Genomic DNA, 25,031 nt, shown 5'->3' with positions numbered 1-25,031 from the left:
CCGTGCGTGACCCGTGTCACTGGGCCACTAGAGTGAACGCTCACACCGCAGACGTCAAGATGCCGGTGCCAAGAAGTTGTTTTTGTTGACGACCGTGCGGAAGCCGTCTTATGTTAACGCTCACTTCGGGGTGCTCGCGACCCCGAGCGGACCGCACTCTTCCGACGTGTCAACGCCGACCTCGAAGGACGCCCCATGCGGACACTCCTCGTACTCGCCGCGCTCGCCACGTCCACGGTCGTGGCCCTGCCCGGCGCCGGGCAGGCGGCCGAGGTCGACTACCGCGTCACCGTCGACACCGCCGCGGCCGGTCCCGCGATCTCCGACCACATGTACGGCGTGTTCTTCGAGGACATCAACCGCGCCGCCGACGGCGGGCTGTACGCGGAGCTGGTGCAGAACCGCTCGTTCGAGTACGACCGCGCCGACAACGCGTCCTACACCCCGCTCACCGGGTGGGCGCCGCGCAGTGGCGACCCGCGGGTCGTCGACGACGCGGGCCGCCTCAACGAGCGCAACCGCCGGTACCTCGAGCTGGCGCTGCCGGGCGCGATCATCAACGCCGGCTACGACGCCGGGATCCGCGTGGAGAAGGGGAAGCGGTACGACTTCTCCGTCTGGGCGCGCACTGACCGGGCGTCGACGCCGCTGACCGTCTCGCTCACCGACCCGGCGGGCACCGCGCTGGCCGACCCGCTGCGGCTGACCGTCCGCGGCGCGACCTGGACCAGGTACACCGGCGCGGTCACGGCCCGGACCGCGAGCATCACCGGGCGGCTGCTCGTGTCCGGCGGGGGCGCGGGCACGCTCGCGCTGGACATGGTGTCGCTCTTCCCTCGTGACACCTACAAGAACCGGCCGAACGGCATGCGCCGCGACCTCGCCGAGAAGATCGCCGCGCTGCACCCGGGGTTCGTGCGGTTCCCCGGCGGCTGCCTCGTCAACACCGGCAGCCACCACGGCTACGACGCGCCGGACTACGAGCGGCGCCGCTCCTACCAGTGGAAGGACACGATCGGGCCGGTCGAGACCCGGGCCACGAACGCGAACTTCTGGGGCTACAACCAGTCCTACGGCATCGGCTACCACGAGTACTTCCAGTTCGCCGAGGACATCGGCGCCATGCCGCTGCCGGTCGTGCCCGCGCTGGTCACCGGCTGCGGCCAGAACCAGGCGACCGACGACCCCGCCCTGCTGGCCCGGCACGTTCAGGACACGCTCGACCTGATCGAGTTCGCCAACGGGCCGGCCGACTCGACGTGGGGCGCGGTGCGGGCGCGGATGGGCCACCCGGAGCCGTTCGGGCTCACCCACCTCGCGGTCGGCAACGAGGAGAACCTGCCGGACGCGTTCTTCGCCCGGTTCACGCGGTTCCGGGACGCGATCGCGGCGAAGTACCCGGACATCACGGTGATCAGCAACGCCGGCCCGGACGACACCGGCGCCACCTTCGACCGCTTGTGGCAGCTCAACAGGGACGCCGGGGTGGCCATGGTGGACGAGCACTACTACAACAGCCCGACCTGGTTCCTGCAGAACAACCACCGCTACGACGCCTACGACCGGCAGGGCCCGAAGGTGTTCCTGGGGGAGTACGCCTCCCAGGACAACCGGTTCTTCAACGCGTTGTCCGAGGCCGCCTACATGACCGGCCTCGAACGCAACGCCGACGTCGTCCGGCTCGCCTCCTACGCGCCGCTGCTGGCCAACGAGGACTACGTGCAGTGGCGGCCGGACATGATCTGGTTCAACAACCGCGCGTCCTGGGGCTCGGCGAGCTACGAGACGCAGCGGCTGTTCATGACCAACGTCGGCGACCGCGTCGTGCCCAGCACCGCGACCGGCACACCGTCGCAGGAGGACCTGCCGATCACCGGCGCGGTGGGACTGTCCACGTGGGGCACCGCGGCGTCCTACGACGACGTCCGCGTGACCACCCCGGACGGCACGCGGCTGTTCGCCGACGACTTCTCGGCGGGCGACGCGAACTGGACGAACATCGCCGGGCGTGGCATGTGGGCGGTGACCGGCGGCGCGTACGTGCAGTCCGACACCGCCGCCGAGAACACCATGGTCATGGCGGGTGACCCGGCGTGGCAGAACTACGACCTGAACGTCACGGCCACCAAGCTGTCCGGCCGCGAGGGGTTCCTGGTCGCGTTCGGTGTCAAGGACTCCGGCAACTTCTACTGGTGGAACCTGGGTGGCTGGAACAACACCCAGTCCGCGGTCGAGAAGGCCGAGGGCGGCGGCAAGTCCACGCTCATCTCGGACGGCACGACCATCCAGACCGGACGGACCTACGACGTGCGGGTCTCGGTCCGCGGCCGCACCGTGTCGCTGTTCCTGGACGGGCGTAAGTGGGGCGAGTTCACCGACAGCCAGAAGGCCGAGCCGTTCCGCCAGGTCGTGACCCGCGACGACGCGACGGGCGAGCTGATCGTCAAGGTCGTCAACGCGCAGGCGAACGCGGCCCGCACGACCGTCGACCTGACGGGCGCGGACGTCGAGCGCAGCGCGCGGGTGACCACGCTGCAGGGCGACCCGGACGACGTGAACACCCAGTACACGACCCCGATCGCACCGCGCGAGTCGCGCATGGACGTGGCGAGCACCTTCACGCACACGTTCCCCCCGTACTCGGTGACGTTCGTCCGCATCAAGGTCAGGAGCAGCTGATGGGCATCGACCGGCGAACCCTGTTCAAGGCCGGTGGTGTGGTGGCCGCGGCGAGTGCCCTGCCCGCCGCGGTGCCCGGCACGGCGGCCGCCGCACCCGTCGCACCCGCCGCACCGGCTCTCACCACCCGCAACCCGCTCGTCGAGCAGCGTGCCGACCCGTTTGTCACCCGGCCCGTGGACGGCATGTACTACCTGACGGGCTCGGTGCCGGAGTACGACCGGGTGGTGGTGCGGGGCGCGGCCACGATCGACGGGCTGGCCACCGCCCGCGAGCGCACCATCTGGCGGCGGCCCGCGTCCGGGCCCATGGGCGGCTACGTCTGGGCGCCGGAGCTGCACCGGATCGGTGACCGCTGGTACGTCTACTTCGCGGCGGGCGACTCCGACGACCCGTTCCGCATCCGCACCTACGTGCTCGAGTCGCCGAACGCCGACCCGCGCGCGTCCGGGTGGCTGCCGCCGAAGCGGGTGGTGACCGGGTGGGAGTCGTTCACCCTCGACGCCACCACCTTCGAGCACCGCGGCACGCGGTACTTCCTGTGGGCGCAGAGCGAGCCGGGCATCGCGACCAACAGCAACCTGTACATCGCGGAGATGGCGTCGCCGACGGAGCTGGCGACGGCGCCGGTGCGGATCGCGGTGCCCACACTGAGCTGGGAGGTCCAGGGTTTCCGCGTCAACGAGGGGCCCGCGGTGCTGATCCGCGACGGGCGCGTGTTCGTCACGTTCTCGGCGTCCGCGACCGACGCCCGGTACTGCATGGGCCTGCTGACCGCCGGCGAGAACGCGAACCTGCTCGACGCGCGGTCGTGGACCAAATCGCCGAACCCGGTCTTCACCACCAACGCCGAGACCGGGCAGTACGGGCCCGGCCACAACTCGTTCACCGTCCAGGGCGGCACCGACGTGCTCGTCTACCACGCCCGCGACTACCGCGACATCACCGGTGACCCGCTGTTCGACCCGAACCGGCACACCCGGGTGCAGGAGCTGTACTGGAACGAGGACGGGACGCCCGCGTTCGGGGTCCCCGTCGGCACGGGCGGGCGGGTCGTGCAGCTGTCCCCGTACGACGCGCGGGACCTGGTCGTCCGGCACGCCGAGTTCCGGCTGCGGGTCGAGGGCAACGTGCGGGAGGTGGCCGACTCGTGGTTCCGGTGCACTCCCGGCCACCTCGGCGCGGGCACCGTCGCGGTGCGGTCGGTGAACTTCCCGGACCGGTACGTCACGGCCGGTGACGGCGTGCCGCGGATCGAACCGTACGCCGACACCGACGCGTACGGCCGCGCGACGAGCTTCGTGCGGGTCCCCGGTCTCGCCGACCCGGCGGGGGTGTCGCTGCGGCTGCTCGACGACCCCGGCGCGTACCTCGCGCACGACAGCGGGCGGCTCGTGGTGGCCCGGCCGGGCGGGGGACGCGCCGAACGGGCGCGTGCGACGTTCGTCGTGCGCTGACGGTGGGACACTGTGACCAGCACCGGTTACGACGTGAGGGTGAGGTAGCGAGTGGACAACCCGGCGAAGGTCTCGCGTGACCCCGCGATGACGGACGTGGCCCGCCTCGCCGGGGTCTCGCACCAGACCGTGTCCCGGGTGCTGAACGGGCACCCGAACGTGCGGGAGCAGACCCGGCTGCGGGTGCGCGCGGCCATCGCGCAGCTGGGTTACCGGCCGAACAAGGCCGCCCGTGCGCTGGTCACGGGCCGGTCGCAGCTGATCGGGATCATCGCGCAGAACTCGTCGCTGTACGGCCCGTCGTCGCTGCTCGGCGCGTTCGAGCTGGCGGCGGCCGAGGCGGGGTTCTCGGTGAGCCTGCGGCGGGTGAAGGTGCTGGACCGGGAGTCCATCGCGTCGGCGGTCGAGCACCACCGGGACTCGCGCGTCGCGGGGATCGTGGCCATCGCGCCGACCGCGTCGGCCAACGAGGCCCTCGCGGAGGTGCCGGCCGGGGTGCCGCTGGTGACCGTCGACGGCGACCCGGCCCGGGCGACCTCGTTGGTCACGGTGGACCAGGAGGCCGGGGCGTTCCTCGCCACCCGGCACCTGCTCGACGCCGGGCACTCGACGGTGTGGCACGTGTCCGGGCCGCCGGACTGGTTCGACAGCGCCGGGCGTGTGCGCGGCTGGACGCAGGCGCTCGAGTCCGCGGGCGTGGAGGTGCCGCCGCTGGTGGCCGCCGACTGGAGCGCGGCGTCCGGGTACCGGGCCGGGCAGATGCTGGCCCGCATGCCCGAGGTGACCGCGGTCTTCGCCGCCAACGACCACCTGGCGCTGGGGTTGTTGCGCGCCATGCACGAGCGCGGCCGGTCCGTGCCCCGGGACGTCTCCGTGGTGGGGTTCGACGACGTGCCCGAGGCGGCCTACTTCATCCCGCCGTTGACGACCATCCGGCCGGACTTCGACGCTGTGGCACGGGAAACGCTGAGCCTGCTCCTCGCGCAGGTCGGCGAGGGCGAGGTGAGCGACTCCCACCGCACGGTCGCGCCGACGCTCGTGCAGCGCGACAGCGTGGCCGCCCCGCCGGCCTGAGGCCCTGACGACCGGAAAGGCGCGTTCGGGACGCTCGACGTCCCGAACGCGCCTTTCACGGCATTGGCGGTGCCCTGCGCAAGCTTGTCCACCTCGCGCCACGCACGCATGTGCGCGTTCACCAGCTGTTGGCGCTTATCTGGCCGGACGCTATTGACGGGCGCAATGTTAGCGATAACAATCTTCGCATGGCTGGCGATCGCGATGACGCGTTGGTGGTGGGTGTCGACTTCGGCACGCTGTCCGGGAGAGCGGTCGTCGTGCGGGTGCGGGACGGGGCGGAGCTCGGCACCGCGGTCCACGAGTTCCGGCACGGCGTGCTCGACCGGGCGCTGCCGGACGGCACCCCGCTGCCGCCGGACTGGGCGCTGCAGGTGCCCCGCGACTACGTCGACGTGCTCCGCACGGCCGTGCCCGCCGCGATCAAGGACGCCGGTGCCGACCCGGCCGACGTGATCGGGATCGGCACCGACTTCACCGCCTGCACGATGATCCCGACCACCGAGGACGGGACCCCGCTGTGCGAGCTGCCGGAGTTCGCGGGCAACCCGCACGCCTACGTCAAGCTGTGGAAGCACCACGCCGCCCAGCCGCAGGCCGACCGCATCAACCAGGTCGCCGCCGCGCGCAAGGAGACCTGGCTGCCCCGGTACGGCGGCCTGATCTCCTCCGAGTGGGAGTTCGCCAAGGGCCTCCAGCTCCTCGAGGAAGCTCCCGACGTCTACGCCGCCATGGCGCACTGGGTGGAGGCCGCGGACTGGATCGTCTGGCAGCTCACCGGAACGTACGTCCGCAACGCCTGCACCGCGGGCTACAAGGGCATCCGGCAGGACGGCGTGTACCCGTCGGAGGACTACCTGCGTGAGCTGAACCCGGACTTCGCGGGCTTCGTGCGCGACAAGCTGGACCACCCGATCGGCAACCTCGGGGACCGCGCGGGGAACCTCACCAAGCTCGCCGCCTACTGGACCGGTCTGCCCGAGGGCATCGCCGTCGCGGTGGGGAACGTCGACGCGCACGTCACGGCGCCCGCCGCGCGGGCCGTCGAACCGGGGCGGCTCGTGGCGATCATGGGGACCTCCACGTGCCACGTCATGAACGGCGCCGAACTCCGCGAGGTGCCGGGCATGTGCGGGGTCGTCGACGGCGGCATCGTCCCGGGGCTCTGGGGTTACGAGGCCGGGCAGAGCGGTGTCGGCGACATCTTCGGCTGGTTCGTCGACAACCAGGTGCCGCCCGCCTACCACGAGGCCGCCGCCGCGCAGGGGAAGAACCTCCACGAGTACCTGACCGAGCTGGCGGCGGCGCAGAAGCCGGGGGAGCACGGGCTCATCGCGCTCGACTGGCACAGCGGCAACCGCTCGGTGCTGGTCGACCACGAACTGTCCGGGGTCGTGCTCGGGCAGACCCTCGCCACCCGGCCGGAAGACATCTACCGCGCCCTCATGGAGGCGACCGCGTTCGGTACGCGGGTCATCGTCGAGGCGTTCGCCGAGGCGGGTGTGCCGGTCACCGAGCTGGTCGTCGCGGGCGGGCTGCTGCAGAACGAGCTGCTCATGCAGATCTACGCGGACGTCACGAACCTGCCGCTCTCGACCATCGGGTCCGCCCAGGGCCCCGCGCTCGGATCGGCCATGCACGCCGCCGTCGCGGCCGGCGCCCACGAGGACATCCGGGCCGCCGCCGACGCCATGGGCTCGGTGAACACCGCCGTGTACCGGCCCGTCCCGGAGCACGTGGCCGTGTACGAGAAGCTCTACATGGAGTACGCCGACCTGCACGACCACTTCGGGCGCGGCGGCAACGACGTCATGCACCGGCTGCGGGCGCTGCGGCGCGCGGCGGTGGCGCGATGATCTCCCAGCTCCGCAAGGAAGTCGCCGAACTGCACCGCGAGCTGACCCGCTACGAGCTGGTCATCTGGACGGCGGGCAACGTGTCGGCCCGCGTGCCCGGCGAGGACCTCATGGTCATCAAGCCGTCCGGCGTGTCCTACGACGACCTCGGTCCAGACACCATGGTCGTCACCGACCTGCACGGCAACCTCGTCGAGGGCGACCTCGCGCCGTCCTCCGACACCGCGGCGCACGCCTACGTGTACCGGCACATGCCCGAGGTCGGCGGGGTGGTGCACACGCACTCGCCGTACGCGACCGCGTGGGCCGCGCGCGGCGAACCCATCCCGTGCGTGCTCACGATGATCGCCGACGAGTTCGGCGGCGAGATCCCGGTCGGGCCGTTCGCGTTGATCGGGGACGACTCGATCGGTCGCGGCATCGTCGACACGTTGCGGGACAGCCGGTCCCCGGCCGTGCTCATGCGCAACCACGGACCCTTCACCGTCGGCGCGAACGCCCGCGCCGCGGTGAAGGCCGCCGTGATGCTCGAGGACGTGGCCCGCACCGTCCACTTCGCACGGCAGCTCGGCACGCCGGACGTGATCGACCAGCAGCACGTGGACCGGCTCTACGCCCGGTACCAGAACGTCTACGGGCAATAACCCGGGCAAGGAGTCACCACATGTCGTCTGCCGCCAAGCCACAGGTCTGGTTCCTCACCGGCAGCCAGCACCTCTACGGCGCGGAGACCCTCGAACAGGTCGCGAGCCAGTCACAGCAGATCCAGCGCATGCTCACCGACTCCGGTGCGATCGGCGCCGAGATCGTGTGGCAGCCGGTGCTCACCGACTCGGCCGCGATCCGCGACCTGCTGCTGGCGGCCAACACCGACCCCGCCTGCGTCGGCGTGATCGCGTGGATGCACACGTTCTCGCCGGCCAAGATGTGGATCACCGGGCTGGACGTGCTGCGGAAACCGTTGCTGCACCTGCACACCCAGCTCAACGAGGCGCTGCCGTGGGCGTCCATCGACATGGACTTCATGAACCTCAACCAGGCCGCGCACGGCGACCGCGAGTTCGGCTACATCCAGACCCGCATCGGCGTCGCCCGCAAGACCGTCGCCGGGCACGCGACCGACCCGGTGCTGGCCGCCCGCGTCGACGAGTGGGCGCGGGCCGCGACCGGCCTTGCACACCTCAGATCGCTGCGGCTCGCCCGGTTCGGTGACAACATGCGGGACGTCGCCGTCACCGAGGGCGACAAGGTGGAGGCGGAGCTGCGCTTCGGCGTGTCCGTGAACACCTACGGCGTGAACGACCTCGTCGCGGTCGTCGACGCGGTCACCGACGCCGAGGTGGACCTGCTCGTCGCCGACTACGCCGACGCCTACCGCCTCGCGCCGGAACTGGCGAAGGGCGGGGAACGGCACGAGTCGCTGCGGTACGCGGCGCGCATCGAGGCCGGGCTACGGGCCTTCCTCACCGACGGCGGGTTCGGCGCGTTCACCACGAACTTCCAGGACCTCGGCGGGTTGCGGCAGCTGCCGGGCCTCGCCGTGCAGCGGCTCATGGCCGACGGCTACGGCTTCGGCGGCGAGGGCGACTGGAAGACCTCCGCGCTGCTCGCCGCGGTCAAGGCCATGGGGCAGGGCGGCACGTCGTTCATGGAGGACTACACCTACCACTTCGGGCCGGGCACCCCGAAGATCCTCGGCGCGCACATGCTGGAGGTGTGCCCGTCGATCGCGGCGGACACGCCGTCCTGCGAGATCCACCCGCTCGGCATCGGTGACCGCGAGGACCCGGTGCGGCTCGTGTTCGACGCCGCGCCAGGGCCTGCGGTCGTGGTCGGGCTCGCCGACGTCGGCGACCGGTTCCGCCTGGTGGCCAACGAGATCGAGGTCGTGCCGCCGGACGAGCCGCTGCCGAACCTGCCCGTCGCGCGGGCCGTGTGGCAGCCCGCGCCGTCGCTGCAGACCTCCGCCGAGTGCTGGCTCACCGCGGGCGGGCCGCACCACACCGTGCTCACGAGCGCCGTCGGCTCCGGCGTGCTGCGGGACTTCGCCCGCATGGCCGACACCGAGCTGGTGCTCATCGACGACGACACGACCACCGACGCGTTCGCCGACCGGCTGCGCTGGAACCAGGCCTACCACCGCCTCGCGCACGGCCTGCGCTAGAGAAAAAGGGAGAAACGATGAGGTTTCCACGGCTCGCGGCAGGCCTGGCGCTCGCCTCGGCGCTGGTACTGACCGCCTGCGGCTCGTCGGAGAAGACCGTCGACCAGGAACCGCGGTCCGCCGACGGCGCGCTCGTCGGCGTCACCATGCCGACCCGGTCGTCGGAGCGCTGGATCCACGACGGCGACAACATCAAGAAGGCCCTGGAGGAGAAGGGGTACAAGGTCGACCTCCAGTACGCGGAGAACGACATCCCCACGCAGGCCAACCAGATCGAGAACCAGATCACCAAGGGCGCACGGGTGCTGATCATCGCGTCCATCGACGGCACCGCGCTCACCTCGCAGCTGCAGCTGGCCGCCGACAACAAGATCCCCGTGATCTCCTACGACCGGCTCATCCGCAACAGCCCGAACGTCGACTACTACGCCTCGTTCGACAACTTCAAGGTCGGCGTGCAGCAGGCCACGTCGCTGCTCACCGGGCTGAAGGTCATCAACGCCGACGGCAGCCCCGGCACCGCCAAGGGACCGCTGAACATCGAGCTGTTCGCCGGGTCGCCGGACGACAACAACGCCACGTTCTTCTTCGACGGCGCCATGTCGGTGCTGAAGAAGTACGTCGACGACGGCACGCTCGTGGTGAAGAGCGGCCAGACCGACTTCAAGACCATCGCGATCCTGCGCTGGGACCCCGCGACCGCGCAGCGGCGCATGGAGGACCTGATCACCTCCACCTACGGCAGCGCGCGGGTCGACGGTGTGCTGTCCCCGTACGACGGCCTGTCGATCGGCATCCTGTCGGCGCTCAAGAGCGGCGGCTACGGCACGGCCGGGCAGCCGTACCCGATCGTGACCGGGCAGGACGCCGAGGTCGCGTCGGTGAAGTCCATCATCGCCGGTGAGCAGTACTCCACCATCCACAAGGACACCCGCGAGCTCGCGAAGGTGGCCGTCTCGATGGCGGACGCGGTGGCCAAGGGGGAGAAGCCCGAGGTCAACAACACCGAGGACTACGACAACGGCGAGAAGGTCGTCCCCGCGTACCTGCTCGAACCGGTGATCGTCGACAAGACGAACTACGAGAAGGAACTGATCGGCACCGGGTACTACACCGCCGACCAGCTGAAGTGATGACCGACGACATCCTGTCGATGAGCGGGATCACCAAGTCGTTCCCCGGCGTGACCGCGCTGCGCGACGTCGCGTTCTCGGTGCGGCGCGGGGAGATCCACGCGATCTGCGGCGAGAACGGCGCGGGCAAGTCGACGCTGATGAAGATCCTCTCCGGGGTGCACCCGCACGGGTCGTACTCCGGGGAGGTGGTCTTCGACGGCGCGGAGTGCCGGTTCGCGGGCATCCGCGACAGCGAGGCCCGCGGCATCGTGATCATCCACCAGGAGCTGGCGCTGGTGCCGCAGCTGTCGATCGCGGAGAACCTGTTCCTCGGCAACGAGATCGCGCAGCGCGGGCTGATCGACTGGAACCGCACCAACCACGAGGCGGGCAAGCACCTGCGCCGCGTCGGGCTGCACGAGAACCCGACGCTCGCCGCCGGCGAGCTGGGGGTCGGCAAGCAGCAGCTCGTCGAGATCGCGAAGGCGCTGTCCAAAGAGGTCAGGCTGCTGATCCTGGACGAGCCGACCGCCGCGCTGAACGACGACGACTCGGCGCACCTGCTGGACCTGCTGCGCGGCCTGCGGGACGACGGCATCACCTGCGTCGTGATCTCCCACAAGCTCAGCGAGGTCACCGCGATCGCCGACACCATCACCATCCTGCGGGACGGCCGGTCGATCGAGACGCTCGACGCGTCGGACGTCACCGAGGAGCGGATCATCGCCGGGATGGTCGGCCGCGACCTCGAGCACCGGTTCCCGCCGCGCACCCCGTCGATCGGCGACGAGGTGTTCCGGATCGAGGACTGGACCGTCCACAGTGCCACCAACCCGGGGCGGGTCGTCGTCGACGGCGCGACGCTGTCGGTGCGGCGCGGTGAGATCGTCGGCCTGGCCGGGCTGATGGGCGCGGGCCGCACCGAGCTGGCCATGTCGGTGTTCGGCCGGTCCTACGGCGTCGACATCTCCGGCCGGGTCTACAAGGACGGCCGCGAGATCGACGTGCGGACCGTGCGGTCGGCGATCCGCAACGGCATCGCGTACGTGAGCGAGGACCGCAAGCGGTACGGGCTCAACCTGGTGGCGGACGTGAAGCAGAACGTGTCGGCGGCCGGGCTCGGGCTGCTGTCGCGGCGCGGGTGGGTGAACGAGCACGAGGAGTTCCGGGTCGCCGAACGGTTCCGGAACGCGCTGCGGATCAAGACGCCGTCCGTCACCGCGGGCGCGCAGACGCTGTCGGGCGGCAACCAGCAGAAGGTCGTGCTGGCGAAGTGGATGTTCACCGAGCCGGACGTGCTGATCCTCGACGAGCCGACCCGCGGCGTCGACGTCGGCGCCAAGTACGAGATCTACACGATCGTGAACTCGCTCGCCGAGCAGGGGAAGGCGGTGCTGGTGATCTCGTCGGAGCTGCCGGAGCTGCTCGGGTTGTGCGACCGGATCTACGCGCTGTCGGCAGGCCGGATCACCGGTGAGGTGCCGCGCGAGGAAGCCACGCAGGAGAGGTTGATGGAGTACATGACGCGGGAGGTGCGGACGTGAGTGTCGACGTCAAGGTGCCGTCGGTGCTCACGCCGACGGAGGGACCGCGGCGGCGGTTTCGGCTGAACCTGCGGCAGAGCGGCATCTACGTCGCGTTCGCGTTGATCGTCGTGCTGTTCACCGTGCTCACCGACGGGGCGCTGCTGCAGCCGGGGAACATCTCGAACATCGTCGTGCAGAACTCGTACGTGCTCATCCTCGCCATCGGCATGATCCTCGTGATCATCAGCGGGCACATCGACCTGTCGGTGGGCTCGGTGGTCGCCGTGACCGGCGCGATCTGCGCGGTGCTGACCGTCCAGTGGGGACTGCCGTGGTGGCTGGCGGTGCTCGCCACGCTCGGCGCGGGCGCGCTGATCGGCGCGGCGCAGGGCTACTGGATCGCGTACTTCGGCATCCCGGCGTTCATCGTGACGCTCGGCGGCATGCTGGTGTTCCGCGCGCTGACCCTCACGGTGCTCGGCAACCAGGGCATCGGCCCGTTCCCCGACGAGATCCGCACCCTCGCCAACGGCTTCACCGGCGGCTACCTCGGCAACGTCGGCCTCGGCCCGCTCGGCGGCGCGGACCTGGTGTCGCTGATCGTGGGCGTGCTGGTCGTGGCCGGTTTCGCGGCGGTGCAGTGGCGGACCCGCCGCGCCCGCCTCGGCTACGGCCAGACGGTCGACCCGTTCCCCCTGTTCGTGGCGAAGATCCTGGTGGCGGCGGCGGTCGTGCTGTTCGTGGTGGTGCAGCTGGCCAGGTTCCGGAACCTGCCCTGGGTGCTGGTGCTGCTGGCGGCGCTGGTGCTGGCGTACTCGCTGATGGCGAACCGTTCCGTGTTCGGCCGCCACATCTACGCGGTGGGCGGCAACCTGCAGGCGGCGACGCTGTCCGGCGTGCGGGTGAAGCCGGTGACGTTCTGGGTGTTCGTGAACATGGGCGTGCTGGCGGCGCTGGCGGGCGTGATCTTCGCGGGCCGCCTCAACCAGGCGGGACCGACGGCGGGCAACGCGTTCGAACTGGACGCGATCGCGGCGGCGTTCATCGGGGGCGCGGCGGTCCAGGGCGGCGTCGGCAAGGTCATCGGCGCCATCACCGGGGGCCTCATCATGGGCGTGATCAACAACGGGATGTCGCTGATCGGCGCGCCGTCGGAGCGCGTGATGCTGGTGAAGGGCCTGGTGCTGCTCGCGGCGGTCGCGTACGACGTGTGGACCAAGCGGCGAGCGGGCGCGGTCCGGTAGGCCGGCGGCGCGGGCGCTCGTCGGGTGCGCCCGCGCCGCCACCCGGGGGGTGGGCGGTGGTGGCTCCGCCCACCCGCGCGAGGTGGCGGCAGCACGGTCCCTGGCGAGCCGCCACCTCGCTGCTCGCGTGCTCCCGCCGCGCGGGACTCGGGAGAGGCGCCCGAGGACGCGGTCGAGCATCAGCCCTCCGTCACACCGCCGGAGCACGACGATGTGGTGGTCGCGCGTGCGGCACAATGGTCGGCATCATGGGGGTGACGGCGATCCGACGTGTCCGCGTCGCGGGCTTCTTGATCATGGCCGCCGTCATGCTGGTCGCGGTGCCGGTCCGGCCCGGCAACCTGTGGTGGGTGGTGCCGGGGCTCGCCGTGGTGCTGGCCGCCGCGGTGTGGTGGCGCACGGCCGCGGTGCTCCGGGTCGGTGTCGTCGCGGTGGTGCTCGTCGCGATCTTCTACTCAGGTCTGCCACCCGCGGCCGGCACGCTGCTCGTCTGTGCCGCGCTCCTCGCGGCCTATCCGCTCTTCTCGCGGGTGCCCGCACTCGCTCCCGAAGGGACCTGGCTCGTCGCCGGGCGGTTCACCCCCGCCGTGTGGGGCCTGCTCGGTCTGATGGTCGTCGGGTCGGCGGCCGCGCTCGTCGGCTGGTCGCTGCTCGCCGACCCGCCGCCGCCGCCGTTCTTCACCGCGTTCGACGGTGCGTCGCCGGTGGTGCTCGTGCTCGCCGTCGTCGGGTTCTCGCTCGTCAACTCCGTGTGGGAGGAAGCGTTCTTCCGCGGGATCGTGCAGTCCGAACTGGCCGCGGCCTGGGGGACGGCGCCCGCGGTGATCGTCCAGGCGGTCGCGTTCGGCATCGCACACCTGCACGGCTTCCCGTCCGGGTGGACCGGTGTCCTCATGAGCGGTGGGTGGGGGCTGCTGCTCGGCGTGTTGCGGGTGATCAGCCGCGGGATGGCCGCCCCGTACGTCGCCCACGTGTGCGCCGACGCGACGATCGGGGTCGTCGCCGTCGCGGTGCTCGGCTGAATCGTTGAAATGCCCGGTCACCGGTGATGATTCGAGAGCGTTCACTGAACCGGTTCACTTTGGGGCTAGCGGAGCGCTCCAGACCTGCCGTACTCTTCGGCCTCGACACCAACTGGACCCCGGTTTCGGAACTTACGCGGTTCAGTAGGCGAGGAGGCGACGATGCTTCTGTTCGAGGGACGGCCGTGGCTCGGGGCCAACTTCTGGTCGCGGTCCGGCGGTCCGCTCATGTGGCGGGACTACGACCCGGACCTGGTCACCCAGGAGCTGCGGGTCCTGCGCGAACACGGCATGAACCTCACCCGCTCGTTCTTCTACTGGCCCGACTTCCACCCCGAACCCGACCGGATCGACGACGAGATGGTCCGTCGCTACGGCGACTTCCTCGACCGGCACCACGAGCACGGCATGGCCACCATCCCGACGTTCATCGTCGGGCACATGTCCGGGGAGAACTGGGACCCCGTGTGGCGGCAGGGGCGTGACCTGTACGCCGACGTGTGGATGGTGGGCAGGCAGGCCTGGTTCGTCGAGCGGATGACGGCGCGGTTCCACGACCACCCGGCCGTCGCGGGCTGGTTGATCTCCAACGAGATGCCGATCTACGGCGAACCCGCGCGGAGGGAGCAGGTCACACCGTGGGCGCAGCTCATGGTCCAGGCCGTGCGCGCAGGCGGCGGCACGCAACCCGTCTCCATCGGGGACGGGGCCTGGGGGATCGAGGTCACCGGGCGGGACAACGGGTTCTCCGTGCGCGACCTGGCGGCACTGACCGACTTCGTCGGCCCGCACGTGTACCGCATGGAGAACGACCTCGTCCGCCAGCACCTGACCGCCGCGTTCATCTGCCTGCTGGCCGCGATGGGCAAGCCCGTCGTGCTCGAGGAGTTCGGGGTCACGGACAGCTTCGTCTCGCCCGAGCACGCCGCCCACTACTACCGGCAGGTCCTGCACAACACGCTCCTCGCGGGCGCCACCGGCTGGATCGCCTGGAACAACACCGACTTCGACGACCTCCACGAGCAGGACCCGTACCGGCACCACCCGTTCGAGATGCGGTTCGGGCTGACCGACGTGACCGGCGCGCCCAAACCGCAGCTGCGCGAGGTGCGGGACTTCGCCGACGTCCTGGCGGCGATCGACTTCCCGAACTGCGTGCGGCAGGCACCCGAGGTCGCGCTCGTCGTCCCGTCCTACCTGGAACACCGGTACCCGTTCACCGAACCGGCCGACAGCAGCCACCTGTTCGACGTGCTCCGGCAGGCCTACGTGACCGCGCGCGCGGCCGACCTGTCCGTCGGCGCGGCGCGGGAGGCCGACGGGCTGCCCGAGGACGCGAAGCTCTACCTCGTCCCGTCCGCCAAGCAGCTCACCGCGCCGACCTGGCGGCAGCTGCGCCGGCTGGCGGACCAGGGCGCGGTCGTCTACGTCTCCTACAGCGCCGGTGACCACAGCACGCAGCGCGGCCTGTGGCACGCCGACCTGAACGGCATGTTCGGCGTCGAGCACCAGCTCCGCTACGGGATGGTCGACCCCGTCACCGACGACGAGGTGGCCGTGACCTTCACGACCGACCTCGGGCCGCTCGCCGCGGGCACCACGCTCACCTTCCGCGCAGGCGGCAACGAGCACGAGCGGATCTTCCTGCCCGTGCGCGCCACCGACGGCGAGGTCGTCGCCGTCGACCAGCACGGGAACCCCGTCCTGGTGCGCAACGGGAACCTCGTCCTCTGCACCTACCCGCTCGAGGCGATGGCCGCGGTGCTGCCACGCGTCAACCCCGAGCCAACACACCGGATCTACGACGCGCTCGCGGTCATCGCGGGTGTGTCGCGGCCGGTGACCGTCGCCGATCCGCTCGTCCACGTCGGCGGGCTGAGCCACTCCGACGGTCGCCGGTTCGTCTGGCTGGTCAGCCAGGCGGAGAGGGAACTGGAGGTCAAGCCGGCAGGGGGCCCGCTGGCCGACCTCACGTCGGGGGAACCCGTGAATGAGGTGACACTGCGCCCGTACGGCGTGCGGGTGCTGGCACTCGAGGATTCCTGAGCGAGGAGAAGCGCCATGCGAAACCGCGTGAGGTTCGTGGCCATGTTGGCGACGGCGGGCCTGCTCGCCGCCGCGTGCACCGGTGTGGACGGAGGCGAGCAGGCCGCCACCCCCGGCTCGTACCCCCGCAACCAGACACTGTTCACCAGCGGCACGCAGTGGGGGCCGCCCGCCAACTGGAACCCCGTGATGAACTGGACGTACGCGACCGGCACGGTCGGGTACGTCTACGAGACGCTGTTCCTGTACGACCCGCTGACCGACGAGTTCGAGCCGTGGCTCGCCGAGCAGGGCGGCTGGACCAGCGACACCACCTACGAGGTGACCCTGCGCGACGGTCTCACGTGGACGGACGGCAAGCCCGTCACCGCCGACGACGTGGTGTTCACCATCAACCTCGGCAAGATGGAGACCGTGCCCTACCACCCGATGATGGAGTTCATCTCGTCGGTGGCGGCGGTGGATGACCGGACCACCCGGGTGACGTTCTCCGAGCCCCGCTACCAGCAGTGGGCGAACTGGGTCTACTTCAACCCGATCGTGCCGAAACACCTGTGGGAGAACAAGTCCGAGAAGGACGTGACGTCCGGCGCGAACGAGAAGCCGGTCGGCTCCGGGCCCTACCTGTACGAGACGCACGACCAGGACCGCATGGTCTGGAAGAAGAACGACGAGTGGTGGGGCCGCGACAAGCTCGACCTCGACGTCAAGCCCACCTACATCGTCGACATCGTCAACTCCAGCAACGAGGCCGCGCTCGGCCAGCTGCTGCAGGGTGACATCGACCTGTCCAACAACTTCCTGCCCGGCATCGCGTCGCTGGTCAAGGGCGGCTACCAGCTGCAGACCTACTACCAGGACGCGCCGTACATGCTGTCGGCGAACACGACCTGGCTGGTGCCGAACACGAAGAAGGCGCCGCTGAACGACGCCGCGTTCCGGCGCGCGCTCGCGAACGCCATCGACGTCGACAAGATCGTGAACTCGGTGTACGGGCAGATCGTGGAGAAGGCCGACCCGACCGGGCTGCTGCCGATCTGGGACAAGTATGTCGACAAGGCGGTCGTGAGCGAGGTCGGCCCGACCTTCGACACCGGCGCGGCCAAGCAGATCCTCAGCCAGGCCGGGTACCGCGACGCGGACGGTGACGGGTTCGTGGAGAACAAGGACGGTTCGCCGATCGACCTGAAGCTCGCCACCCCGTCCGGCTGGACCGACTGGAACGAGGCCGCCCGCGTGGTCGTCGACAGCGCGAAGGCCGCGGGCATCAAGCTCACCTCGGAGACCCCGGCCGACACCGTCGTGCAGGACATCCGCGAGTCCGGCGAGTTCGACCTGATCCTCGACAACCAGCGGCAGATGGACAACACGCCGTTCCGGTACTACGAGTACGTCTTCGGCCTGCCGGTCCTCGAGTCGCAGACCACCGTCAACTACGGCCGGTACGAGAACAAGCAGGCGTGGGACCTCACACAGCGGCTCGACCAGACCAAGGTCGACGACCTCGCCGGGATGAAGGCGATCACCTCGCGGCTGCAGCGGATCCAGCTGACCGAGATGCCGGTGATCCCGTTGTGGTACAACGGCCTCTGGTCGCAGTACAGCAACAAGGTGTGGACGAACTGGCCGTCCGCCGACGGCGACGGGCCGAAGTACCTGCCGAGCACGTGGCGTGGCTACCTGCAGCGCGGCGCGATCAAGATGCTGGCCGAGCTGAAGCCCGCGCCGGAAGAGAAGTAGCGGCCGCGCGATGGGACGGTACTTCGGCAGGAAGCTCGCGATCTACGCCCTGACCTTCGTGGTCGCGGTGACGATCAACTGGCTGATCCCGCGCTTCATGCCGGGCGACCCGGTGCGCACCATGGTGGCGCGCGCCGGGTTGCAGGACGCGAGCGGGGTCGCCGCCATGCGCGAGTACTACACCGAGCTGTTCGGCTTCGACCTGCCGTGGTGGCAGCAGTACCTCAACTTCTGGGGCGAGCTGTTCCGCGGCAACTTCGGGGTCAGCCTGTGGGCCTACCCGAAGTCGGTCTCCGGGATCATCCTCGAGGCCCTGCCGTACACGCTGGGCCTGCTGCTGCCCGCCATCCTGCTGAGCTGGTGGGCGGGCAACAGGTTCGGTGCGTACGCGGCGCGCAAGAAGGTGCTCGACAACACGGTCCTGCCGGCCTGGTACGTGCTGACCGCGACGCCGTACATGTGGCTCGCGATCCTGCTCGCGTGGGCACTCGGCAAGGTGGCCGGCCTGTTCCCGGTCGGCCGCAGCTTCAGCGCTTCACTGGAGCCGTCCTTCTCGTGGCTGTTCGTCACCGACCTGATCAGCCACTGGTTCCTGCCGTTCCTGTCGCTGTTCCTGGTGATGTTCGGCGGCTGGGCCATCGGCATGCGCAACATGGTCATCTACGAGCTGGAAGCGGACTACGCGCACTACCTCGGCGCGCTCGGCGCACCGGGGAAGCTGGTGCGCCGGTACGCCTTCCGCAACGCGGTGCTGCCGCAGGTGACCGGGCTCGCGCTGCAGCTCGGCGTGATCGTCGGCGGCGCGGTCGTCACCGAGATCGTCTTCGACTACCGGGGGCTGGGCTACCTGGTGCTGGAGGCGATCAAGTCGAGCGACCTGTTCCTGCTGCAGGGTGTCTTCCTGTTCATCGTCATCGGCGTCCTGCTGGCGAACTTCGTCATCGACGTCGTCTACGTGCTCGTGGACCCGCGCACGCGGGTCGGCATGGGGAGCGGCTCATGACCCGACCGAAGACCGGCGCCGGGGAGACGGCGCCACCGAGCGCGGCCGCCGCGGATGTCGCCGCCGTGCCCGGCGTCGCGACCGTCCGCGGTGCCGCGGCGCGGCGGGAGGCGCTGTACTTCGCGGTGCGCAACCGCAAGCTCGTCGGCGGGTTCGCGGTCGTGCTCGTGTTCCTGCTGGCCGCGCTGACCGGGCCGCTGGTGTTCGGCGGCGACCCGAACGCGTACGTCGGGCCGCCCGCCGCGGCGCCGTCGGCGGAGTACTGGCTCGGCACCACCACGTTCGGCCAGGACGTGTTCGCGCAGTTCCTGCACGGCCTGCGGTCGTCGTTCTTCGTCGGCGCGGTGGCGGCCCTCATCGCAGGCGTGCTCGGCATGGTCGTCGGGTTCACCTCCGGCTACCGGGGCGGGCTCGTCGACGAGGTCCTCACCATGATCACCAACATCGTGCTGGTGCTGCCGGTGCTCGCGGTGCTGATGATCATCGCGGCGTACCTGGAGGTGCGCGACGTCGAGGTCCAGGCCGTCATCATCGGGTTGTTCTCGTGGCCGTGGGTCGCGCGGGCGGTGCGCTCGCAGACCCTGACCCTGCGGGCACGCGAGTTCGTCGACCTCGCGAAGCTGTCCGGCATGCCGGTGCGGCGGATCATCCTCCGCGAGATCGCGCCGAACATGGCGTCCTACCTGTTCATGGTGTTCATCCTGCTGTTCGGCGGCTCGGTGCTGTTCGCGGCGACGCTGGACTTCGTCGGCCTCGGCCCGGCCGACGGGACCTCGCTCGGCCTGATGCTCAACCAGGCCAAGCAGTGGAGCGCGATGAACCTCGGCCTGTGGTGGTGGTTCGTCCCGCCGGGACTGGGCATCACCACGATCGTCGGCGCGCTGTACATCATGAACGTCGGCCTCGACGAGGTCTTCAACCCGAAGCTCCGGGAGACGTGATGGCGCTTCAGGTCAAGGACCTCCAGGTCCACTACCGCACGCTCGACGGGGACGTGCGCGCGCTCGACGGCGTCACGTTCGCGGTCGCCGACGGCGAGATCATGGGGCTCGTCGGCGAGTCCGGGTCCGGCAAGACCACGCTCGGCAAGAGCCTCATCCGGATGGACAACCGGATGAGGCACGTCGGCGGCACGGTCACCCTCGACGGCGCCGACCTGCCGATCGGCGACACCGAGGCCATGAACCGCTTCCGGTTCACCGACGTGTCGATCGTGCCGCAGTACGCGATGAGCGCGTTGAACCCCACGCGCAAGATCGGGAAGATGGTCCGCGAGCTGGTCGAGTCGCGGAAGATCAGGTTCGCTTCGGTGCGGGACGAGCTGGACCGCCGCCTCGACCTCGTCGGGCTCGACCGGGCCGTGCTCGACCGCTACCCGATCGAGCTGTCCGGCGGCATGAAGCAGCGGATGGTCATGGTGATCTCCACGCTGCTGAACCCGTCGCTGCTGATCGCCGACGAGGTCACCTCGGCGCTGGACGTGTCGACGCAGCGCGCGGTGGCGCTCGCGCTGGCGTCGTTCCGCGACCACGACCTGGTGCGCAGCATGATCGTGATCACCCACGACGTGTCGCTGGTGTACCAGGTCGCGGACACGATCACCGTGATGTACGCGGGCAGGCTCGCCGAGTCGGCGCCGACGGACGTGCTGGTCACGACGCCGCGCCACCCGTACACACAGCTGCTGATCTCGTCGCTGCCGGAGGTGGGGGTGCGGTACTCGGGCAAGCGGCTGACCGGCATCGCGGGCGGCCCGCCTGCGCTGCTGAACCCGCCGCCGGGCTGCCGGTTCCGGGACCGCTGCCCGCTCGCGTTCGACCGGTGCGCCGAGCAGCCCCCGTTCGTCGAGATCGCGGCGGGCCACCGGGTCGCCTGCTGGAAGGCGGTCTGATGCTGCGGCTCACGGGTGTGTCCAAGACCTTCCGGACCGGCGCGTTCGGCCGCGGCACCACGGCCGCGGTGCGGAACGTGAGCTTCGAGCTGCGGCCGGGCGAGGTGACGTCGCTGATCGGCGAGAGCGGCAGCGGCAAGTCGACGATCGGCAGGATGGTCCTGCGGCTGACCCGCCCGACCGCCGGCACGATCACGTTCGACGGCACCGACATCGCACGGCTCTCCGGTGCGGGGCTGAAGGAGTACTACCGGCACGCGCAGGGCGTGTTCCAGGACCCGTTCAGCACCTACAACCCGGTCTTCCGGGCCGACCGCGTGTTCGCCACGATCCGCCGGTCGTACTTCCCGCGCGTCGCCGACGGCGAGTGGCGGGACCGGGTGGCCGAGGCGATCGCGTCGGTCAACCTCAACCCGGACCTGGTCCTCGGCAGGTACCCGCACCAGCTCTCCGGCGGCCAGCTGCAGCGGATGCTGGTGGCCAGGGCGCTGCTGCTGGACATCAAGCTGCTGGTGGCCGACGAGATCATCAGCATGCTGGACGCGTCGACGCGGATCGACGTGCTGAACCTGCTGGCCGACCTCAAGGACCGCGGCCTGGCGGTCCTGTTCGTCACCCACGACCTGTCGCTGGGCAACTACCTGTCCGACCAGACCGTGATCCTGCGGCGGGGCGCGGTCGTCGAGCGCGGCGCGACGGAGCAGGTCTTCGGCGACCCGCGCCACCCGTACACGCGGACGCTGCTGGCGTCCGTGCCGAGGCTGGGCACCCGGTGGGAGGACCTGCCGGTGCCGTCGCCCGACGTCCACGAGTGCGACGCGCCCATGGACGAGGTCGACGGCGGTCACTTCGTGGCATGCTTCGACACCGAGCGTGTCCACCATGGACGGAAGAGCGAGTCAGTGTGACCAAACGAGTGACGATCGCCGACGTCGCCAAGAAGGCTGGCCTGTCGAAGGGCGCGGTGTCCTACGCCCTGAACGGCCAGCCCGGCGTGTCGGAGACGACGAGGCAGCGGGTGCTGCGGCTGGCGCTGGAGATGGGCTGGCACCCGAACAGCGCGGCCAAGGCGCTGTCCGGTGCGCGGGCAGGCGCGTTCGGCCTGGTGCTGGCGAGACCGGCGAGCACGCTGGGGATCGAGCCGTTCTTCATGAAGCTGATCTCCGGCATGGAGTCGGCGATGGCGTCGTCCCAGACCGCGTTGCTGCTGCAGGTCGTGCCCGACCACGAGGCCGAGATCGCGACCTACCGCCGCTGGTGGGCGGAACGGCGGGTCGACGGCGTGTTCCTGATCGACCTGTGCAAGGACGACGTGCGCGTGCCCGTGCTGGAGGAACTGCGGCTGCCCGCGATCGTCGTCGGCGGGCCCGGGCACCACGGAGCCCTGCCGGGGGTGTGGATCGACGACGCCAGCGCCATGGTGATGGTGATGGAGTACCTCGCCGCGCTGCGCCACCGCCGGATCGCCCGGGTCGGCGGGCTGCCGGGGATGCTGCACACCGAGTTGCGGACGGAGGCGTTCGACGCGGTGTCGGCGCGGCTCGGCCTGGCGTGGTCGGAGACCATCTCGACCGACTACAGCCCGGAGCAGGGCGCGCAGGCGACCCGCCGGTTGCTGTCGTCCGCGTCGCCGCCCACCGCGATCGTCTACGACAACGACGTGATGGCGGTCGCCGGCGTGTCCGTCGCGCACGAGATGGGGGTGCGCGTGCCGGGCGACCTGTCGCTCATGGCCTGGGACGACTCCGTGCTGTGCGAGATCACGCACCCGCCGCTGACCGCGCTCAGCCGGGACGTGACCGCGTACGGGGCGCAGGTGGCGGCCCGGTTGCTGGCGTTGCTGAACGGCGAGGTGGTGACGGAGGAGGAGCAGGCGCCCCCGCGGTTGGTGGTGCGGGGGAGCACCGCGCGGCCGGAATGACTCACCTGTGCGGGGTGGGCCGGTAGACGAGTTCCTGCGTGTGGCCGTCGAGGGTGCGGGCCTCGAGCAGCTCGAGGTCGAAGTCGGCGGCGCCGTGGAAGACCGGTTCCGCCCCGGTCCGCCCGCTGATCACGGGGAAGATCGTCACCTGGACGCGGTCGACCAGGCCTGCCGCCATCAGCGCGCGGTTCAGCGAGAGGCTGCCGTGTGAGCGCAGGGGGACGTCGGACGCCGCCTTGAGCATGGCGACGGTGTCGACGGCGTCGCCGCTGACGACCGTCGCGTCCGGCCAGTCGAGCGGGTTGTGCAGCGTGGACGAGATCACCGTGGTCGGCATGTTCTTCATGCGGGTGTTCACCGGGTCGGTGACCGCCGGGCCCAGTGCCTGCTGGAACTGGCGGAACGTGGTGGCGCCGAGGACCAGGCGTTGTTCGTCGCGGTACAGGGCCAGGCGGCGGTCGAGGAACTCCGGGCCCTGCTTGCCCCAGTAACCGCCCCAGTCGCCGTCGTCCGTGTAGGAGGCGAAGCCGTCGAGGGTGGTGAAGATGTCGAAGGTGTAGGTGGCGGTCATGGCGTGCTCCCTGGGGTGTGCGGGTCTCTCACCCTGGCTACGAACGGGAGTACCGCCGATCGACACCGGCCGCGGAACGTTGTGTTCCAGGATCTCCCTCCGAGGGCTTCGTCGTCGGGAGGGGCTGGGTTTGCTGCCAGGTCTATTGCCGCGGTGTGACTGGGATTCGCCTGGTCGGGGAGGTCAGCTAGTCGTGGGTCTGGTGGGCTGTGCCCGTCTTGGGTGTGAGCCCCGCTTCGCGGGCCGGGCCTGCGCGCCCGGCCCGCGGGGTCTACGCCGCTGTACAGGTGGTCGTGTTCAGGGCGAAACTCGTCGGGGCCGTGTTCGTGCCCGACCACGAGCCTGTGAAGCCGATGGTCACCGAGCCGCCCGCCGGGATGCGGGCGTTGTACGACGCGTTCGCCGCCACCACCTCCGCGCCCGTCTGCGTGGGGACCGCGTGCCACATGTTCGTGATCCGCTGGCCGGACGGGAACGTCCACCGCACCCGCCAGCCGTCGACGGCGGTGGTCTGGCGGTTGGTCACCGTGACCTCGCCCTGGAAGCCGTCCTGCCACTGGCCCACCACGCGGTAGCTCGCCGTGCACGCGCCCGGCTCGGGCTCCGGGTCCGGGTCGGGGTTGCCGCCGCCGTACACGGTCGCCTCGCGGGAGGTCGCCTTGATGCCGTTCGTGCCGTTGAAGAGCCGCTGGCCCCACGACGTGAGCTGCGCCGGGTCGAAGTTCGTCACCATGTCCAGGTACTCGACGCCGCCGCCGTTGCCGCTCCACGACCAGCCCAGGTAGCCGATGCCCATGGACCGGGTGGTGGCGAGGATGGTGTCCTCGTCGGGGTTGCCGTCCGAGTGGTTGTGGCCGAACTCGCCGACCACGATCGGCAGCCCCGCGGTCCGGAAGCGCCCCAGGTAGTCGTTGATCTCGGCGGCCGTGTCGAAGACGCCGTACATGTGGATGGAGAACACGGTGTTGCGGTCCGGGTCCGACTGGAACACCGTCGCCGCGTTGTCGCGCATGGTGAAGCTCCAGTCCTGGCCCCAGTTCGGCGCGTCCACCATGATCGTGTGGGTGATGCCGCCCGCCCGCAGGCGCTGGATCGCCGTCGACGTGTCCGACGCCCACGTCTGGTAGCCCTGGTTGCCGTACGGCTCGTTGCCGATGTTGACGAGCACGTACTTCTCCTGGCCGGCCAGCGCGCTCTTCACCGACAGCCAGTAGTCCACGGCCTGCGCGAGCGTCGCCGCGCCCGACTGTTCGCCGTAGCCCGTGGTGTCGTGCACCTCCAGCACGCAGATCAGCCGGTTCTGCTTGCACAGCGACACCACGTTCGCCACGTCCGCGGTGTCGTTCTTCGTCCACCGCTGACCCGACGCCAGCACCACGCGGACGGTGTTGGCGCCCAGCGCCTTGATGTCCGCGAACGCGCGAGTCTGCTGGGGATACCAGGTGTGCGCGTGGTTCACCCCGCGCATCACGAACTCGGCGCCGTTCGACTCGTACAGCTTGCCGCCGGACACGTAGAACCCCGCCGGCGCCGCCGCGGCGTTCAGCGGCACGCACAACGCGGCTATCAGGAACGCCACCACTGTCAGAGCTTTTCGCATCTCCATCCTCCCGCTATGCCGAAAAAGTGGGCGGCCCGGTCCCGCCAGCGGCGGCTGGCGGGACCGGGCCTGCGGTGCGCTCACGGCGGTGTGGACGCACCGCGTGTGTTGGGCCGGCACCG

At 70.3% G+C, this 25,031-nt stretch carries 19 protein-coding genes; 17 read left to right on the top strand and 2 right to left on the bottom strand.

The window, feature by feature from the left end; translation table 11 throughout:
* Positions 1-195: 195 nt before the first annotated feature.
* The 17 genes from ACYQ77_RS27845 to ACYQ77_RS27765 all read left to right on the top strand — a co-directional run bounded on the left by ACYQ77_RS27845 (position 196) and on the right by ACYQ77_RS27765 (position 22,738).
* Positions 196-2,679 (top strand): alpha-L-arabinofuranosidase C-terminal domain-containing protein, encoded by a 2,484-nt coding sequence (locus tag ACYQ77_RS27845; protein WP_459716377.1) that lies wholly within the window; start codon positions 196-198, stop codon positions 2,677-2,679.
* Positions 2,679-4,136, top strand: coding sequence for a family 43 glycosylhydrolase (locus tag ACYQ77_RS27840; RefSeq protein WP_459716376.1), 1,458 nt, complete (start codon positions 2,679-2,681; stop codon positions 4,134-4,136). The genes ACYQ77_RS27845 and ACYQ77_RS27840 overlap by 1 nt, the downstream gene beginning before the upstream one ends.
* Before the next feature lie 87 nt (positions 4,137-4,223).
* Positions 4,224-5,210, top strand: a complete 987-nt coding sequence (locus tag ACYQ77_RS27835; RefSeq protein WP_459716472.1) for a LacI family DNA-binding transcriptional regulator — start codon at positions 4,224-4,226, stop codon at positions 5,208-5,210.
* 188 nt (positions 5,211-5,398) lie between these two features.
* Complete coding sequence (gene araB / locus ACYQ77_RS27830) at positions 5,399-7,066, top strand: ribulokinase (RefSeq protein WP_459716374.1); 1,668 nt, start codon at positions 5,399-5,401, stop codon at positions 7,064-7,066.
* Positions 7,063-7,710 (top strand): L-ribulose-5-phosphate 4-epimerase, encoded by a 648-nt coding sequence (locus ACYQ77_RS27825; protein WP_459716372.1) that lies wholly within the window; start codon positions 7,063-7,065, stop codon positions 7,708-7,710. The genes araB and ACYQ77_RS27825 overlap by 4 nt, the downstream gene beginning before the upstream one ends.
* A 20-nt stretch (positions 7,711-7,730) precedes the next feature.
* A complete protein-coding gene (gene araA / locus ACYQ77_RS27820) occupies positions 7,731-9,230 on the top strand; it encodes an L-arabinose isomerase (protein WP_459716370.1) in 1,500 nt (499 codons plus the stop codon).
* A 17-nt stretch (positions 9,231-9,247) separates the two neighbouring features.
* On the top strand, positions 9,248-10,363 hold the full coding sequence (gene chvE / locus ACYQ77_RS27815; protein WP_459716367.1) for a multiple monosaccharide ABC transporter substrate-binding protein: 1,116 nt from the start codon (positions 9,248-9,250) through the stop codon (positions 10,361-10,363).
* Entirely contained in the window at positions 10,363-11,889 is a 1,527-nt protein-coding gene (gene mmsA, locus ACYQ77_RS27810; RefSeq protein ID WP_459716365.1) for a multiple monosaccharide ABC transporter ATP-binding protein, read from the top strand. Before chvE ends, mmsA begins: the two co-directional genes overlap by 1 nt.
* The gene (mmsB, locus tag ACYQ77_RS27805; RefSeq protein WP_459716363.1) at positions 11,886-13,115 is read left to right on the top strand and encodes a multiple monosaccharide ABC transporter permease; all 1,230 of its coding nucleotides are present in this window, start codon (positions 11,886-11,888) and stop codon (positions 13,113-13,115) included. The genes mmsA and mmsB overlap by 4 nt, the downstream gene beginning before the upstream one ends.
* Positions 13,116-13,363: 248 nt before the next feature.
* Complete coding sequence (locus tag ACYQ77_RS27800) at positions 13,364-14,137, top strand: CPBP family intramembrane glutamic endopeptidase (RefSeq protein ID WP_459716361.1); 774 nt, start codon at positions 13,364-13,366, stop codon at positions 14,135-14,137.
* A 162-nt stretch (positions 14,138-14,299) separates the two neighbouring features.
* The gene (locus ACYQ77_RS27795) at positions 14,300-16,183 is read left to right on the top strand and encodes a glycoside hydrolase 5 family protein (RefSeq protein ID WP_459716359.1); all 1,884 of its coding nucleotides are present in this window, start codon (positions 14,300-14,302) and stop codon (positions 16,181-16,183) included.
* Positions 16,184-16,198: 15 nt separating this feature from the next.
* Complete coding sequence (locus tag ACYQ77_RS27790; RefSeq protein WP_459716357.1) at positions 16,199-17,923, top strand: ABC transporter substrate-binding protein; 1,725 nt, start codon at positions 16,199-16,201, stop codon at positions 17,921-17,923.
* A 10-nt stretch (positions 17,924-17,933) separates the two neighbouring features.
* Positions 17,934-18,926, top strand: coding sequence for an ABC transporter permease (locus ACYQ77_RS27785; protein WP_459716356.1), 993 nt, complete (start codon positions 17,934-17,936; stop codon positions 18,924-18,926).
* Positions 18,923-19,867 (top strand): ABC transporter permease, encoded by a 945-nt coding sequence (locus tag ACYQ77_RS27780; RefSeq protein WP_459716354.1) that lies wholly within the window; start codon positions 18,923-18,925, stop codon positions 19,865-19,867. Before ACYQ77_RS27785 ends, ACYQ77_RS27780 begins: the two co-directional genes overlap by 4 nt.
* A complete protein-coding gene (locus tag ACYQ77_RS27775) occupies positions 19,867-20,817 on the top strand; it encodes an ABC transporter ATP-binding protein (protein WP_459716351.1) in 951 nt (316 codons plus the stop codon). Before ACYQ77_RS27780 ends, ACYQ77_RS27775 begins: the two co-directional genes overlap by 1 nt.
* Positions 20,817-21,725, top strand: coding sequence for an ABC transporter ATP-binding protein (locus tag ACYQ77_RS27770; protein ID WP_459716350.1), 909 nt, complete (start codon positions 20,817-20,819; stop codon positions 21,723-21,725). The genes ACYQ77_RS27775 and ACYQ77_RS27770 overlap by 1 nt, the downstream gene beginning before the upstream one ends.
* Positions 21,722-22,738 carry a LacI family DNA-binding transcriptional regulator gene (locus ACYQ77_RS27765; protein ID WP_459716348.1) on the top strand — a complete coding sequence of 339 codons (1,017 nt, stop codon included), beginning with the start codon at positions 21,722-21,724 and terminating at the stop codon, positions 22,736-22,738. The genes ACYQ77_RS27770 and ACYQ77_RS27765 overlap by 4 nt, the downstream gene beginning before the upstream one ends.
* 1 nt (position 22,739) lies before the next feature.
* Here the strand turns inward: ACYQ77_RS27765 and ACYQ77_RS27760 are convergent, their stop codons facing one another.
* Both ACYQ77_RS27760 and ACYQ77_RS27755 read right to left on the bottom strand, forming a co-directional pair.
* Complete coding sequence (locus ACYQ77_RS27760) at positions 22,740-23,309, bottom strand: dihydrofolate reductase family protein (RefSeq protein ID WP_459716347.1); 570 nt, start codon at positions 23,307-23,309, stop codon at positions 22,740-22,742.
* Positions 23,310-23,580: 271 nt separating this feature from the next.
* Positions 23,581-24,909, bottom strand: coding sequence for a cellulase family glycosylhydrolase (locus ACYQ77_RS27755; RefSeq protein ID WP_459716345.1), 1,329 nt, complete (start codon positions 24,907-24,909; stop codon positions 23,581-23,583).
* Positions 24,910-25,031 lie beyond the last annotated feature (122 nt).

The organism is Actinophytocola sp. KF-1, assembly GCF_054661535.1.
Note: the sequence above shows the minus strand (reverse complement) of the source record. Positions and strands in the feature narration are given on the sequence as shown.

Coding starts and splice junctions, on each gene's coding strand:
- araA (WP_459716370.1), top strand. CDS start 7,731: ATGTCGTCTGCCGCCAAGCCACAGGTCTGGTTCCTCACCGGCAGCCAG.
- ACYQ77_RS27760 (WP_459716347.1), bottom strand. CDS start 23,309: ATGACCGCCACCTACACCTTCGACATCTTCACCACCCTCGACGGCTTC.
- chvE (WP_459716367.1), top strand. CDS start 9,248: ATGAGGTTTCCACGGCTCGCGGCAGGCCTGGCGCTCGCCTCGGCGCTG.
- ACYQ77_RS27800 (WP_459716361.1), top strand. CDS start 13,364: ATGGGGGTGACGGCGATCCGACGTGTCCGCGTCGCGGGCTTCTTGATC.
- ACYQ77_RS27835 (WP_459716472.1), top strand. CDS start 4,224: ATGACGGACGTGGCCCGCCTCGCCGGGGTCTCGCACCAGACCGTGTCC.
- ACYQ77_RS27780 (WP_459716354.1), top strand. CDS start 18,923: ATGACCCGACCGAAGACCGGCGCCGGGGAGACGGCGCCACCGAGCGCG.
- ACYQ77_RS27795 (WP_459716359.1), top strand. CDS start 14,300: ATGCTTCTGTTCGAGGGACGGCCGTGGCTCGGGGCCAACTTCTGGTCG.
- mmsA (WP_459716365.1), top strand. CDS start 10,363: ATGACCGACGACATCCTGTCGATGAGCGGGATCACCAAGTCGTTCCCC.
- ACYQ77_RS27785 (WP_459716356.1), top strand. CDS start 17,934: ATGGGACGGTACTTCGGCAGGAAGCTCGCGATCTACGCCCTGACCTTC.
- ACYQ77_RS27770 (WP_459716350.1), top strand. CDS start 20,817: ATGCTGCGGCTCACGGGTGTGTCCAAGACCTTCCGGACCGGCGCGTTC.
- ACYQ77_RS27755 (WP_459716345.1), bottom strand. CDS start 24,909: ATGCGAAAAGCTCTGACAGTGGTGGCGTTCCTGATAGCCGCGTTGTGC.
- ACYQ77_RS27790 (WP_459716357.1), top strand. CDS start 16,199: ATGCGAAACCGCGTGAGGTTCGTGGCCATGTTGGCGACGGCGGGCCTG.
- ACYQ77_RS27775 (WP_459716351.1), top strand. CDS start 19,867: ATGGCGCTTCAGGTCAAGGACCTCCAGGTCCACTACCGCACGCTCGAC.
- ACYQ77_RS27840 (WP_459716376.1), top strand. CDS start 2,679: ATGGGCATCGACCGGCGAACCCTGTTCAAGGCCGGTGGTGTGGTGGCC.
- araB (WP_459716374.1), top strand. CDS start 5,399: ATGGCTGGCGATCGCGATGACGCGTTGGTGGTGGGTGTCGACTTCGGC.
- ACYQ77_RS27825 (WP_459716372.1), top strand. CDS start 7,063: ATGATCTCCCAGCTCCGCAAGGAAGTCGCCGAACTGCACCGCGAGCTG.
- ACYQ77_RS27845 (WP_459716377.1), top strand. CDS start 196: ATGCGGACACTCCTCGTACTCGCCGCGCTCGCCACGTCCACGGTCGTG.